11 protein-coding genes are annotated in these 13,199 nt (G+C 68.5%); 3 read left to right on the forward strand and 8 right to left on the reverse strand.

Features of this window, described 5'->3' with window-relative positions; translation table 11 throughout:
- Positions 1-2 precede the first annotated feature (2 nt).
- Both ACUZUJ_RS06840 and ACUZUJ_RS06845 read right to left on the reverse strand, forming a co-directional pair.
- Positions 3-1,961 (reverse strand): MacB family efflux pump subunit, encoded by a 1,959-nt coding sequence (locus ACUZUJ_RS06840; protein WP_014036536.1) that lies wholly within the window; start codon positions 1,959-1,961, stop codon positions 3-5.
- Positions 1,958-3,199, reverse strand: coding sequence for an efflux RND transporter periplasmic adaptor subunit (locus tag ACUZUJ_RS06845; RefSeq protein WP_014036537.1), 1,242 nt, complete (start codon positions 3,197-3,199; stop codon positions 1,958-1,960). The genes ACUZUJ_RS06840 and ACUZUJ_RS06845 overlap by 4 nt, the downstream gene beginning before the upstream one ends.
- 204 nt (positions 3,200-3,403) lie before the next feature.
- Between ACUZUJ_RS06845 and ACUZUJ_RS06850 the strand changes: the two genes are divergently transcribed.
- From ACUZUJ_RS06850 to ACUZUJ_RS06860, 3 genes are all read left to right on the forward strand, one after another.
- Positions 3,404-4,132, forward strand: a complete 729-nt coding sequence (locus ACUZUJ_RS06850) for a response regulator (RefSeq protein WP_014036538.1) — start codon at positions 3,404-3,406, stop codon at positions 4,130-4,132.
- Between the two features lie 6 nt (positions 4,133-4,138).
- The gene (locus tag ACUZUJ_RS06855; RefSeq protein WP_049446197.1) at positions 4,139-5,548 is read left to right on the forward strand and encodes an ATP-binding protein; all 1,410 of its coding nucleotides are present in this window, start codon (positions 4,139-4,141) and stop codon (positions 5,546-5,548) included.
- A 176-nt stretch (positions 5,549-5,724) separates the two neighbouring features.
- The gene (locus tag ACUZUJ_RS06860) at positions 5,725-8,751 is read left to right on the forward strand and encodes a two-component regulator propeller domain-containing protein (RefSeq protein WP_458220071.1); all 3,027 of its coding nucleotides are present in this window, start codon (positions 5,725-5,727) and stop codon (positions 8,749-8,751) included.
- Positions 8,752-8,977: 226 nt separating this feature from the next.
- On the opposite strand, the gene rnt is transcribed toward ACUZUJ_RS06860, so the two are convergent.
- The 6 genes from rnt to phoU all read right to left on the reverse strand — a co-directional run bounded on the left by rnt (position 8,978) and on the right by phoU (position 13,198).
- Positions 8,978-9,628, reverse strand: coding sequence for a ribonuclease T (rnt, locus tag ACUZUJ_RS06865; RefSeq protein ID WP_458220070.1), 651 nt, complete (start codon positions 9,626-9,628; stop codon positions 8,978-8,980).
- 115 nt (positions 9,629-9,743) lie between these two features.
- Positions 9,744-10,265 carry an HvfX family Cu-binding RiPP maturation protein gene (locus ACUZUJ_RS06870; RefSeq protein ID WP_049446192.1) on the reverse strand — a complete coding sequence of 174 codons (522 nt, stop codon included), beginning with the start codon at positions 10,263-10,265 and terminating at the stop codon, positions 9,744-9,746.
- A gap of 24 nt (positions 10,266-10,289) precedes the next feature.
- Positions 10,290-11,045 (reverse strand): HvfC family RiPP maturation protein, encoded by a 756-nt coding sequence (locus tag ACUZUJ_RS06875; protein WP_049446191.1) that lies wholly within the window; start codon positions 11,043-11,045, stop codon positions 10,290-10,292.
- Positions 11,038-11,913 carry an HvfB family MNIO-type RiPP peptide maturase gene (locus tag ACUZUJ_RS06880; RefSeq protein WP_049446189.1) on the reverse strand — a complete coding sequence of 292 codons (876 nt, stop codon included), beginning with the start codon at positions 11,911-11,913 and terminating at the stop codon, positions 11,038-11,040. Before ACUZUJ_RS06880 ends, ACUZUJ_RS06875 begins: the two co-directional genes overlap by 8 nt.
- Entirely contained in the window at positions 11,900-12,253 is a 354-nt protein-coding gene (locus ACUZUJ_RS06885; protein ID WP_458220069.1) for a hypothetical protein, read from the reverse strand. Before ACUZUJ_RS06885 ends, ACUZUJ_RS06880 begins: the two co-directional genes overlap by 14 nt.
- Positions 12,254-12,490: 237 nt before the next feature.
- Complete coding sequence (gene phoU, locus ACUZUJ_RS06890) at positions 12,491-13,198, reverse strand: phosphate signaling complex protein PhoU (RefSeq protein ID WP_014036547.1); 708 nt, start codon at positions 13,196-13,198, stop codon at positions 12,491-12,493.
- Between the last annotated feature and the right edge of the window lies 1 nt (position 13,199).

Raw genomic sequence — 13,199 nt, forward strand, 5'->3', positions numbered from 1 at the left:
CTTCATTCGCGGGCCAGGGCCTCCACCGGGTCGAGCTGCGCGGCGTTGCGCGCGGGCAGGAAGCCGAACGCCACGCCGATCAGGGTGGAGCAGGCAAACGCGGCGACGATCGAGGCGGTGGAGAACAGCACCTGGAAGTCGCTGGCGAAGCGGCCGATCATCGAGCCCAGCAGCAGCGCCAGGCCGATGCCGAGCACGCCGCCGAGCAGGCAGACCAGCACCGCTTCGATCAGGAACTGCTGGCGGATATCACTCTGCCGTGCACCGACGGCCATGCGCACCCCGATCTCGCGGGTGCGCTCGGTCACCGACACCAGCATGATGTTCATCACGCCGATGCCGCCCACCAGCAACGCGATGGCGGCGATGGCGCCGATCAACAGGGTCATCGTGCGCGTGGTCTGCTCGATGGTCTCGCGGATCTCGGCGCTGTTGCTGAGGAAGAAGTCCTCGGTGCCATGGCGCAGGGTCAGCAGGCGGGTGATCGCTTCCTGCGCGGCATCCATCGGCGTGGCGTCGTCCACGCGCACGGTGATGCTGGACACGTGGCTCTGGCCGAGCATGCGCGACATCACCGTGGTGTAGGGCACCCACACGCTGAGGCTGGTACTGCCGCCGAAGCCGAAACTCTGGCGCTTGGCCACGCCGACCACGCGTGCCGGCACGTTGCCGAGCAGGATCACCTGGCCGACCGGATCGACATCGGGGAAGAACTGGGTCTGGGTGTTCTCGTCGATCACCGCCACCTGGCCCAGGCCCTTGACCGCATCGGCGTCGAAGAAGCTGCCACTGAGCAGGGTTACGCCCTTGACCCGGAAGAACTGCTCGCCGACGCCGCTGACCTGGGCGGTGGACGACTGGTTGCGGTAGCGCGCGGTGACCGAGGTCGACACGCTGGGGGTGGCGCTGTCCACGTAGCTCTGCTTTGCCAGGGCGTCGGCATCGCTGGCCTTGAGCGTCTGCACCCGTGCCGAGCGCATGTCGCCGAAACCACGGCCGGGATAGACGTCGATCGTATTGGTGCCGAGCGCGCTGATGTTCTGCAGGATCTGCTGCTGCGAGCCGTTGCCCAGCGCCACCACCGAGACCACCGAGGCGATGCCGATAATGATGCCGAGCATGGTCAGGAAGGTGCGCAGGCGGTGCGCGTTCATCGCCAGCAGGGCCATACGGAATGCTTCGGTGAAGCGGTCGCGCGCCGCCCGCCAGCTGTTGCCGCGGGCAACGCCGGTGCTGGCCTCACGCTGTGCGCGGTAGGTCGGCGCATTCGGGTTGGCGCGGTCGGCAATGATCTCGCCGTCGCGGATTTCGATGATGCGCTGTGCGTGTTCGGCCACGCTCATGTCGTGGGTGACGATGATGATGGTGTGGCCTTCGGCATGCAGCTCGCCGAGGATCGCCATCACTTCCTCGCCGGATTTCGTGTCGAGCGCACCAGTCGGTTCGTCGGCCAGGATCACCTCGCCGCCGTTCATCAGGGCGCGTGCGATCGACACGCGCTGCTGCTGGCCACCGGACAGCTGGCCCGGCTTGTGATGCATGCGGTCGCTCAGGCCCAGCCGCTGCAGCAGCTGCTCGGCACGCGCGTTGCGCACCGGGCCGGGGCTGCCGGCGTACACCGCCGGCACCTCCACGTTGCCGCGCGCATCCAGATCGCCCAGCAGGTGGTAGCGCTGGAAGATGAAGCCGAAATGCTCGCGGCGCAGTTCGGCCAGTTCGTCCGGCTCCATCTTTCCGGTCTCGCGGCCAGCCACCTGGTAGCTGCCACGGGTGGGACGATCGAGGCAGCCGAGGATGTTCATCAGCGTCGACTTGCCCGAGCCGGACTGGCCGACGATGGCCACCATCTCACCGGCGTGGATGTCGAGATTGACGTCGCGCAGCACGGCGATCACATCGTCGCCGGCCGGGAACTCGCGTCGCAGGTCGCGCAGGCGCAGCAGCGGCGCCGTCGTGCTCATCGTCGCCCCATGCCCGGGCCGCCGACCCGCATCTGCATGCCGCCGCGGTTGCCGCCGCCGGCACCGGCCGCGGCGGCGCTGGCTTCGCCGACCACCACGCGCTCGCCTTCCTTCAGCCCGGACAGGATCTCGGCCGAGGCGCCGTTGTTGATGCCCACGGTGACCTTGCGCGGCTGCGGCTGGCCCTTGTCATCCAGTACCCGCACCATGCGCTCGTCGCCACGGCGCTTCGGCCCCAGTGCCACCGCCGGCACCATCAGCACGCCCTTGGCCTGCTTCAGCAGTACCGAGACCTGCGCGGTCATGTCGATGCGCAGGGTGCCATCCGGATTCTCCACGTCGAACAGCGCGTTGTAGTAGACCGCGCTGCTGGAACTGGAACTGGACGAACTGCTGGAACTGGACGAACTCTCGTTGGCGATCGAGGCCGGCGCCGGATTGATCTGGCGCAGCGTGGCGTGGTACTTGCGGTCCGGGTCGCCCAGCGTGGTGAAGTACACCGGCATGCCGGCCTTGATCTTGACCACGTCGGCCTCGGAGATCTCGGCATTGACGGTGACCACGTCCAGCCGGGCCAGCATGACGATGGTGGGCGCGGTCTGGTTGGCGTTCACGGTGCGGCCTTCCTCGGCCACCACCGCCACCACGGTGCCATCCATCGGCGCGGTGATGCGGGTATAGGCCAGGTTGGCGCGGGCGGTGCCCAGCTCGGTTTCGCGGCCCTTGATCTGCGCCTCGTAGGACTGCAGCTGGGCGCGGGCGGTCTTCAGCTGCGCTTCGGCGGCATCGTATTCCTGGCGTGAGGTGGCCTCGGCAGCCAGCATCTGCTGCTGGCGCGCGAACTCCAGTTCGGCCTGGCGCAGGGTGGCCTGCTGAACGGCGCGCTGGGCGGTGACCTGATCCAGCGAGGCCTGCGCGTTGAGCACCTGGTTCTGCTGGGTGGTGGCGTCGATCTCGGCGATCAGGTCGCCTTCCTTCACGGTGTCGCCCAGCTGCACCTTCAGCGATTTGATCTGGCCCGAGGCCTGCGCACCGACGCTGACCAGCTTGTAGGCATCGATCACGCCGGTGGCATCCACCGTCTGTTCGATGTCGCCGCGGCTGACCGGTGAGGTTGCCACCGCCGGGGCCGCGGGCTTGCGCAGCAGCCACCAGGCGGCCGCGGCGACGATCAGGGCAAGCAGGGCGATCAGTATCAGGCGACTCCGTCGGGTCGCGGGCAGCAGGCGGAACGTCACGTCGTGGCTTCACTCTCGGGGCCGCGCGTGCGGCGTTGGTGGGCATTGTGAAGACCGGGCGATGGACGGCTCAATCCTCGGGGTATGTCTGTATGTAACACTGTCGGTGAATACGCGTAACCACAGGTATCCCGCCCGTAGGTGGATACACTGGTACGCATTGCCCCGGATGCGGTTCAGCTGCCGACACGGGATGATCGCGCCATGGAGACTGAAAACCCGATGCATCGACTGCTGATCGTCGACGACGACAACGACATCCGCACGCTGCTGGCCGAGCAGCTCGGCCGCGCCGGCTACCTGGTGAGCACGGCGGCCGATGGCACCGCCATGCGCCAGCTGCTGGACCGCGAGCACGTGGACCTGATCGTGCTGGACCTCAACCTGCCGCGCGAGGATGGCCTGACCCTGTGCCGCGACCTGCGTGCGCGTTCGAACACGCCGGTGATCATGCTGACCGCGCGCGCCGAGCCGATCGACCGCGTGCTGGGCCTGGAAATGGGCGCCGATGACTACCTGGCCAAGCCGTTCGAACCGCGCGAGCTGCTGGCGCGGATCCGCAACGTGCTGCGCCGGACCGAAGCGCTGCCGGCCAACCTGGAGCCACTGGCGGTACGCCGCGCACGCTTCTCGCGCTGGGTGTTCGACCTGGAGCATCGCCACCTGGTCGATCCGGATGACCGCGTGGTGGTGCTGTCCGGCGCCGAGTTCCGCCTGCTGCGGGTGTTCATCGCCCACGCCAACAAGGTGCTGTCGCGCGAGCAGCTGGTCGCGCTCAGCAGTGGCCGCAACTACGAGGCGCAGGACCGCGCGATCGACCTGCAGGTCAGCCGCCTGCGCAACAAGCTGGGCGACGACGGTGGCCCGGACGGACTGATCAAGACCGTGCGCAACGAAGGCTACGTGCTGGCCTCCTCGGTCAACCTGGAATAAGCCGCGATGAAGCGCCTGCGCCATTTCCTGTCCTCGATGGTCGGGCGGTTGTTCGTGATCCTGCTGCTGGGCATGGCGGTGGCTGCGATCGGCGCGACCATGCTGGCCACCTCCAAGCGCCAGCAGGAGTTCGAGCGGCAGAACCTGAACCGCATCGCCGACCGCCTGCAGGGCTACGTCAACCTGCTGGACGGCAATCCGGAGCTGCGCGAGCGCCTGCTGGCGATCGGCGGGCCGAGCGTGCGCGCGCTGCAGCCCGGTGCCCGCCTCGGACGTGCCGACACGGCGCTGATGGAAGTGCTGGAAGACCGCCCCGGACCGGTGTCGCGCGCGCATGTGCATTTCGCTTCGTTCCGCTCCTGCATTCCCAAGCTGCAGGACCTGCTGCCGCCGCCACCGCCGGGCCACCGGCGGCCGCCGCGCGAACGCGACCCGGCGTTCATCCCGCCCAAATGCCGCGCAGTGGACGTGACCCTCAACGACGGCACGCTGCTGAAGCTGGCGCTGGACTCGCCGGCGGTGGCGCACAACGGCATCCTCGCCGTGGACCCGTGGTTCCTGACCCTGCTGGTGCTGGCGATTGCCGTGCTGGCCTATATCGTTGCGCGCATGGCCAGTGCGCCACTGCAGGAGCTGGCCGCCGCCGCCGAGGACCTCGGCGACGATCTGCAGCGCGACCCGTTGCCGTTGCGCGGGCCGCGTGAAGTGCAGCGCGCCGCCGAAGCGTTCAATGCCATGCAGCACCGCCTGCAGAGGCACCTGGCCGAACGCACGCAGATGCTGGCGGCGATCACCCATGACCTGCAGACGCCACTGACCCGACTGCGCCTGCGCCTGGAGAATGTCAGCGACGAAGCCCTGCGCGAGCGCCTGATCGGCGACCTGGCGGCGATGCAGGCGCTGGTGCGCGAGGGCCTGGAACTGGCCCGCAGTGCCGAAAGTGCCGAGCAGCGCGCCGCACTCGACCTGGATTCGCTGCTGGAGAGCATTGTCGAGGACACCGCCGAAGGCGGCGCCGACGTGGTCTTCGAAGGCGGCAGTGGTTCGGTACTGATGCTGCGGCCACTGGCGATGCATCGCCTGTTCTCGAACCTGGTGGACAATGCGGTGATGTATGCGCAGCGGGCGCGGGTACGGGTCGAGCGCAGCGGCGGTGCGATCACCGTGGTGGTGGCCGATGACGGCCCCGGCCTGGCCGAGGAGCAGCTGGAGGCGGTGTTCGATCCGTTCGTGCGGGTGGAAACCTCGCGTTCGCGCGAAACCGGCGGGGCCGGCCTGGGCCTGACCATCGCCCGCGCCCTGGCCGAGAAGGACGGTGCCCGGTTGTGGCTGCGCAACCGGGCCGAAGGTGGCCTGGAGGCGGTGGTGCAGTGGCCGGCCAGTGCCCAGGTGGTGGCGCCCGGCCGCGCCGGCTGAGCCGGCGGGCTGCGGACGGTGACGCCGGGGCCGGGGTTTGGCCTATCATCTGCGCATCTCCCCAGTCTCCCCCCGATGAGCCAGCCCGTTCCCGCCGGCATGCCATTGCGCGCTGCCCGGTTGTTCCCGCACGCTGCCGCGCCCTGCAGCCGCACCTGGCCGCCGCCGTTGCGGTGATGGGCGGGCAGGGGGACGAGGGGCGCTGGGTGGAGCGCCGCGCATCAGGATTCAAGCGGGCACTGCGGCAGGGCCTGCTGTGGCTGCTGCTGGCCCTCGCGCTGCCGCTGGCTGCACAGGAGGGCGCGCCCCCGCTGCGCGACTACGCCATCGATGTATGGACCTCGCGCAACGGCGTGCCGCACAACTCGCTGCGCGACATCGCACAGACGCCGGAGGGCCATCTGTGGTTCGCCACCTGGGAAGGGCTGGTGCGCTACAACGGCCTGGACTTCACCGTGTTCGACCGCAGCACGCGCCCGGGCCTGCGCGACAACGGCATCGGCGCGCTGTTCGTCGACCGCCAGGGCGGGCTGTGGATCAGCGATTCGCGCGGCAACGTCAGCCACCGCGGCAGCGATGGGCAATGGCGGGTCTGGGAGCACCAGGCCGGTACACCGCAGGTGCTGATCCAGTCCATGCAGATGGACAGCCAGGGCCGGCTGTGGCTGCTGTACGAAGGCAAGGGCATCGGCTATCTGACGCCGGATGCCGGCATCGTCTACCAGGCGCCCGCGGCGGACCTGCCGATGGCGATGAGCTTCACCAAGCTGGTGGTCGATGCACAGGACCGGGTCTGGGTCGGCACGCTCGACGGGCTGGTGCTGCGCGACAACGATGGCGTGCTCAAGCGTGCCCCCGCTGCATGGGGGCTGGGCGCCGGCAGTGGCCTGTCGTGGCCGTACCGGGCACCGGATGGCGCGCTGTGGATCGTCGCCGGCGAGCGCCTGTACCGGGTGGAGGACGACCAGCTGGTGCTGGTGCACCGCCTGCCGGGCCAGCTGCACATGACCTCGATGCTGCAGGATCGCCATGGTGACCTGTGGCTGGGCACCGAGAACCAGGGCCTGCTGCGTATCTCCGCGCATGGCCTGGAGCGGCTGCCGGCCGGCCTGAACCTGCCGGGTGGACGCGTGGTCAGCCTGCGCGAGGATGCTGAGGGCAGCATCTGGGTGGGGGCCAACGGAGGCCTGTACCGCCTGCGCGAAACACTCTTCAGCAGCTACACCGAGCGCGACGGGCTCAGTGGCGACTACGTGCGCACGGTGTTCGAGGATCGCGACCGCCAGCTGTGGGTCGGCAGTGCCAGTGGCCTTGACCTGCAGACCGCCGACGGCCGTTTCCGCGCAATGCCGCTGCACAACCGTGGCGGCAAGGCACCCTCGGTCCTCAGCCTGGCGCAGGGGCCGGACGGTGACCTGTGGGTGGGAACGTTCGGCGACGGCGTCTACCGGCTGGGCCGCGACGGCCACCTGCGCCACAGCTATGCGGCGGACGACGGCATGCCGGGTGGCAACATCCGTGCGATCAGCGTTGATCCGCAGGGCGTGGTCTGGGCCGGTACGCAGAAGGGCGTGGTGCGCATCGACGGCGACCGGGTGCAGGTCTCGAACGTGCCGGGCATGCCCGGCGGCCTGATCACCGCGCTCGAGCATGACCATCAGGGCAACCTGTGGATCGGCACCATCGAGGGCATCCGCGTGCTGCGCGGCGACCACGTGCAGTCGATCGACCTGGCCCCGCTGGGCGGCGGCCGCAGTGTGTTCGGCTTCCACCAGCTGGGCGATGCGATGTGGATCAGCAGTGATCGTGGTCTGTACCGCTGGCGCAACGGCGCGCTGGCTCGGGTCGGCCTGGAGCAGGGCATGCCGGTGGACGCGGTATTCCAGCTGGTGCCGGACCGCCTCGGCAATGTCTGGATCAGCAGCAACCGTGGCGTGCTGCGCACCGACATGGGCACCCTCAATGCGGTGGCCGATGGGCGCACGCCGCGGGTGGTGGTGGAGCGCTACAACGAGATCGACGGCATGGCCAATGCACAGGCCAACGGCAGCTCCAGCCCATCGGCGATCCTGCGCCAGGACGGTACGTTCTGGGTGGTCACCGCCGGTGGCCTGAGCACGGTCGACCCGCAGCGCCTGCAGCGTTTCCGTGAACGGCCATCGCCGCCGGCGGCGATCGAGAGCGTGCAGGTGGATGGTGCGCCGGTGCACTGGGAGGGACCGGATCGCAATTACATTCCCGGTGGCCGCCGGCTGGCGGTGAGCTATGTTGGCCTGAGCTACCTGATGTCCGACCGGATCCGCTACCGCACGCGGCTGGATGGCCTCGATGCTGGCTGGGTCGAACGTGGCCCGCAGCGCAGCGTCGAGTTCGTTGGCCTGCCGCCGGGCGACTACACCCTGCACGTGGCGGCTGCACATCCGGGGGGCGCCTGGGGCCAGCAGGAAGCGGTATGGAGCTTCACCGTGGAGCCGTTCTGGTGGCAGCGCCGCAGCGTGCAGGTGCTGGCCGGGCTGTTGCTGCTGGCCGGGCTGGTGGCGTTGTACCGGCTGCTGCTGCAGCAGCTGAAGGCCAGCAACCTGCGCCTGGCGCGGCGGGTGGACGAAGCGACCTTCGACCTGCAGGCCAAGACCGTGCACCTGCAGGCGCTGAACCAGGAAAAGACCGAACTGGCAGAGCGCCTGGCGCGGCAGGCCGAGGCCTTTGAACGCCAGGCCCGCGAGGATGCGCTGACCGGCCTGGCCAACCGCCGCGGCTTCGACGAGACGCTGGCGCGTGACTTCGCCCGTTCGCAGCGCAGTGGCCATCCGCTGTGCCTGGTGGTGCTGGACATCGACCACTTCAAGGACGTCAACGATCGTCACAGCCACAGCATCGGCGATGCGGTGCTGGTGCAGGTGGCGACGTTGATCGCGGCGGCCTGCCGCGACTCCGACCTGCCGGCGCGCACCGGCGGCGAAGAGTTCGCGCTGCTGCTCAACGACACCCGCCTGGAAGAAGCCGCACAGCTGTGCGCGCGCCTGCGTGGTCTGTTCCATGACCATCCCGACTGGGCAGAAGTGCCGGGCCTGCGCGTGACCTTCAGCGCGGGCCTGGTGGAGCTGGATGCCGACGACCGCACCCCGGCGTTGCTGTACCAGCGCGCCGACCGTGCGCTGTACCGCGCCAAGAGCGATGGCCGGGATCGTACGAGCATTGGTTGATCCAGTGCAAAGCATCCACGCATGGCGTGGATCTACGGGTGTTGCCCTACCAACGGTCGGCACCCAGCAGAGAAGTGACCCACCACAGCGGTGATCGGCAGCCCGCAACGAGCGCAGCGACCCGCCGTTGCTTCCGCTTTTTCTGATTTTTCCGTGGCGGTCAGCAACCTGCCCGGCCCAACCGATGATTCGCTTCCCGCTACGAGGGGCTCCGCCGTTGGCTGCCTTACCGCGGCCAGGCGTTGGCGATCGTGCAGAACAAGCGCGCGGTCTGTTCGGTGTCATACACCGCGCTGTGCGCTTCATTCGCATCCCACCCCAGCCCGGCGGCGGTGGCCGCACGCGCCAGCACGGTCTGCCCGTAGGCGATACCGGCCAGGGTAACCGTGTCGAACACGCTGAACGGATGGAACGGGTTGCGCTTGTGGCCGGTGCGGGCCACTGCGGCGTTGACGAAGCCGAGGTCGAAATGGGCGTTGTGGCCGACCAGGATCGCGCGCTGGCAGCCGTACTTCTTCATCGCCGCACGCACCGGAGTGAAGATGTGGTCCAGCGCTGCTTTTTCTTCCTTGGCCAGCCGGAACGGGTGGTCGAGGATGATGCCGGTCACTTCCAGCGACTTCGGGTCGATCTCCAGGCCTTCGGCCGGCACCACGTGGGCACTGGCGGTCTGGCCGGGGTAGAGCAGGCCGTTCTCGTCCATTTCGATCGGCACCGCAGCGATTTCCAGCAGCGCGTTGCGCTGGCTGTCGAAGCCGCCGGTTTCCACATCCACCACCACCGGCAGGAAGCCGCGGAAGCGTTGTGACATCGCGCGCTGCGCCTGGGGTACTGCGGATTCGGGAGCGGCGGCAGGTGCGGGGGTGGGGTCAGTCATGCGTGAATTCTAGCAGAGCGATCCTGAGCGCCCGGCTGGCCCGTGGTGCACGGGTAGCAGAACCCGGTAGGTGCCAACCTTGGTTGGCACGGTGCGCGCCGACCAAGGTCGGCATCTACCGAACCGCTGGCCGCGCAGGTGTGGCCGAGGGAGACCACCGGGCCAACCACGCGTCCACGCTCAGCTTGCCGGCGCCGGTGAAGATCAGCGGCAGCAGCATGGCCATGAACAGCACCGGCAGCTTGAAGTTGCCGAAGCCCTGGTCGCTGATCGCATAGCCCATGGCCAGGTCGGCCAGCGAGTTCCACTCCATCGGCCAATGCACCGCATAGGTGGCCACCACGGTCAGCACCAGCAGGCTGGCGGCGGCGAAACGGGTGCCGAACCCGAACAGCAGGCATGCCGCCCCGACCAGTTCGAACCAGGTCGCCAGTTGCCAGTTCAGGGCGGCCGGCAACTGGTCGAACGGGAATGGAAAGGCGTCCTGCAGGTCGGCGAACCAGTTCTGGCCGCGCAGCTTCTCGCGGCCGGATTCGAAGAATTCCCAGGCCAGCAGCAGGCGCAGGCCGAGCGGGGCCAACCAGGGGGCGAGACGGTCCAGCTGGCCGCGCGCGGCGGCCAGGGTCGGAAGGTTCATCAGGGGATCTCCGCGAAGGGGGTGTCAGGGCGGGGCTGTAAGCGGGCCGATCACGCCGGCCTGCAGGAATTGCCGCAGCAGTGCGGCACCGGGGCCGGCCAGCGCGTCTTCGGCCAGCCCATGCGTGGTGGCGAGTTGGTGCAGGTAGGCACGACCTTCCAGCCCAGGCTGTTCACCGATGCTGGACAGCAGGTACACCGCCAACGGGCTGAGCGCGGCGAATCGCACGTCACCGTCGGCTTCGCGGCGGACCAGCAGGCCGGTGGGTTCGGGCGGCGGCTGGGTCGGTGCATCCTCTGCGCCGAGGCGGTGCACCGGCCATTGGTACAGCAGCGGCCATGCCAGCGGCGAACGCTGCAGCGGCACCCGCAGCGGATCGATATCGCCAGGGGCAGGAAGCGGCTCGGCCTGCAATTGATACAGCGCGGTTTCCACCCACTCGTAGTGCGCCAGCTCGGCCAGCGCCGGGTGCGGCAGCTGCGGCTGTGCCTGCAGCCACTGCACGAACTCGGCGGCCAGTTCGGTGAACAGGGGGGTCTGGCAGCGATGGGTGGCGAAGTAGTGGCGCACCAGCGCGCTCCAGGCCGGTTCGCCCAGCAGGCGAACGCAGACCGGGAAACCGTTGCTCAGGAGCCCGAGCAGGTTGTTGAACAGCAGGTGCTGGTACACCGCCACCCGGCGTGGATCCAGGCCGGCCGGCGCAGGCACTGCTTGCGGGTCGCGCAGATGCGCGGTGAATGCGTGCTGCTGCGCGCGCAGGGTATCGGCGGCATCAGTCATGTGCAGCCCCGGCATGCGTGGCCTGCAGCCGGCGGATGGTCTGCAGCTCGCCCTGCAGTTCTGCATAGGGCGGAAAATTGAAGTCGCGTTCGAGCAGGGTCGGGCGCGCGCCGATGCGCGCATAGGTCCGTGCCAGCAGCGCCCATACCGGATCGATGACCGCACTGCCGTGGGTATCGATCTTCAGGTCCGGTGCTTCGTCCAGGTGCCCGGCCACGTGCAGGCAGACGATGCGCTGTGCGGGCAGCCCGGCGATGAAGGTATCGGCGTCGTAGCCGTGGTTGCAGGCGTTGACGTAGACGTTGTTGACGTCCAGCAGCAGGTCGCAGTCGGCTTCGGCGAGCACCGCATTGGTGAACGCCAGTTCGTCCATCGCCGGTTCCGGTGCCAGGTAGTAGGAGACGTTCTCCACCGCGATGCGGCGACCGAGCAGGTCCTGCACGCGGGCGATGCGAGCCGCGGTATGGCGCACGGCTTCGTCGGTGAAGGGAATCGGCAGCAGGTCGTAGAGGTGGCCGTCGTCGCTGCAGTAGCTCAGGTGCTCGCTGTACAGCGGCACGCGGTGCTTTTCGAGGAACCGGCCGACCTGCTCCAGCAGCTGGGTATCCAGTGGCGCACTGCCGCCCAGCGACAGCGACAGGCCGTGGCAGCTCAGCGGATGGCGCTGTGCCAGTTCGGCCAATGCATCACCGGCCGGGCCGCCGACATGGATCCAGTTCTCCGGCGCACATTCAAGGAAGTCGAAGTCGCCTGCCGGGGCGTCATGCAGATCCTGCAGCAGCGCCCGACGCAGGCCCAACCCGGCGGCCGCCGCGCGAAGCGGCGACCGCGGGTGGACGACGCTGGCGCGGACGTCAGTGCTTGCCACCGCACTTGCCTTCGCCGCACTTGCCTTCCGCCGACTTCTTGTCGCCGGCCTTGACCTTGGCACCTGCTGCACCGGCGGCCTTGCCCTTGTCGGCCCCGCATTTGCCTTCGCCGCTCTTGCCATCGGCACCACACTTGCCTTCGGCGTGCTTGCTCGCGTCGGCGGCCATCTTGGTATCGGCGGCCTTGGCGTCGGTGCTGGCCTTGGCTGCCTGGCCGGCCACCAGGTAGCCCTGGGCGAGGTCGCTCATGCTCAGCGCCGAGGCGCTGGCGGTCATGCCCAGGCCGGCGGCCAGGGCGGTAGCGGTCAGCAGGGACAGGGTCTTGTTGGAACTGCTCATCGGTCTTACTCCTGGGTGGTGGGCAGGTGCCCGGGGTGAATCGATGGTGCAGCGATCCTACTCAACGAATCCTCGCCAAGAACTCAAATTTTCGTGAGATTTGTTACAGAAGCATCCGGCAGGTCTGCACCGGGCAGGCCCGGCGGCCACAATACGGGTGGAACACCCCAAAAAAGAAGGCCGCTGTCACCAGGACAGCGGCCACCTTGGAGTCGACTCCGGTGTTGCAGCGCAGCGTCAGGGCTGGCCGGTGCTGGAGGTCTCGTCGCGCTTTTCACGCGGCGGCAGCGGCTGCTCGCCATGCACCAGGAACCACACGTTCTCGGCGATGTTGGTGGCGTGGTCGCCCACGCGCTCCAGGTTCTTGGCCATGAACAGCAGGTGCGTGCACGGGGTAATGTTGCGCGGGTCTTCCATCATGTAGGTCAGCAGCTCGCGGAACAGCGCGGTGTACTGCGCGTCCAGGCGGGCGTCGTCCTCGCGCAGTTCCAGCGCGGCGTCGGCATCGTTGTCGCGGTAGGCGGCAATGGCACGGCGGACCTGCTGCGCGGCCAGGCGGCCCAGCGCACGCAGGCCCTGGATCTGCGGCAGCGGCGGCACCTTGCCCAGCGCGATCGAGCGCTTGGCGACGTTGGCAGCATAGTCACCGATGCGCTCGATGTCGGCCGGAATGCGCAGGCCGGCGAGGATCTCGCGCAGGTCGCGCGCCATCGGGCCACGCAGCGCCAGGCGCATCACGTCGTGGCTGATCTGCTGCTCCAGCGCATCGATCGCTTCGTCGTTGGCAATGATGCGATGGGCAGCGTTCTCGTCGCGCTTCTCGATCACGTCCATCGCCGCTTCGAGCTGGGCGACGGCCATTTCGCCCATGCGCACGATTTCGGCCACCAGGCGCTGCTGCTCTTCGTCGTAGCTCTTGACGATGTGGTCGTTGGGAAGGTTCATG

The organism is Stenotrophomonas sp. S4 (assembly GCF_054187805.2).

Bases quoted from the DNA above. Each gene is read 5' to 3' on its own strand.
- ACUZUJ_RS06840 (WP_014036536.1), bottom strand. From the start codon at position 1,961: ATGAGCACGACGGCGCCGCTGCTGCGCCTGCGCGACCTGCGACGCGAG.
- ACUZUJ_RS06850 (WP_014036538.1), top strand. From the start codon at position 3,404: ATGGAGACTGAAAACCCGATGCATCGACTGCTGATCGTCGACGACGAC.
- ACUZUJ_RS06855 (WP_049446197.1), top strand. From the start codon at position 4,139: ATGAAGCGCCTGCGCCATTTCCTGTCCTCGATGGTCGGGCGGTTGTTC.
- ACUZUJ_RS06860 (WP_458220071.1), top strand. From the start codon at position 5,725: ATGGGCGGGCAGGGGGACGAGGGGCGCTGGGTGGAGCGCCGCGCATCA.
- rnt (WP_458220070.1), bottom strand. From the start codon at position 9,628: ATGACTGACCCCACCCCCGCACCTGCCGCCGCTCCCGAATCCGCAGTA.
- ACUZUJ_RS06870 (WP_049446192.1), bottom strand. From the start codon at position 10,265: ATGAACCTTCCGACCCTGGCCGCCGCGCGCGGCCAGCTGGACCGTCTC.
- ACUZUJ_RS06875 (WP_049446191.1), bottom strand. From the start codon at position 11,045: ATGACTGATGCCGCCGATACCCTGCGCGCGCAGCAGCACGCATTCACC.
- ACUZUJ_RS06885 (WP_458220069.1), bottom strand. From the start codon at position 12,253: ATGAGCAGTTCCAACAAGACCCTGTCCCTGCTGACCGCTACCGCCCTG.
- phoU (WP_014036547.1), bottom strand. From the start codon at position 13,198: ATGAACCTTCCCAACGACCACATCGTCAAGAGCTACGACGAAGAGCAG.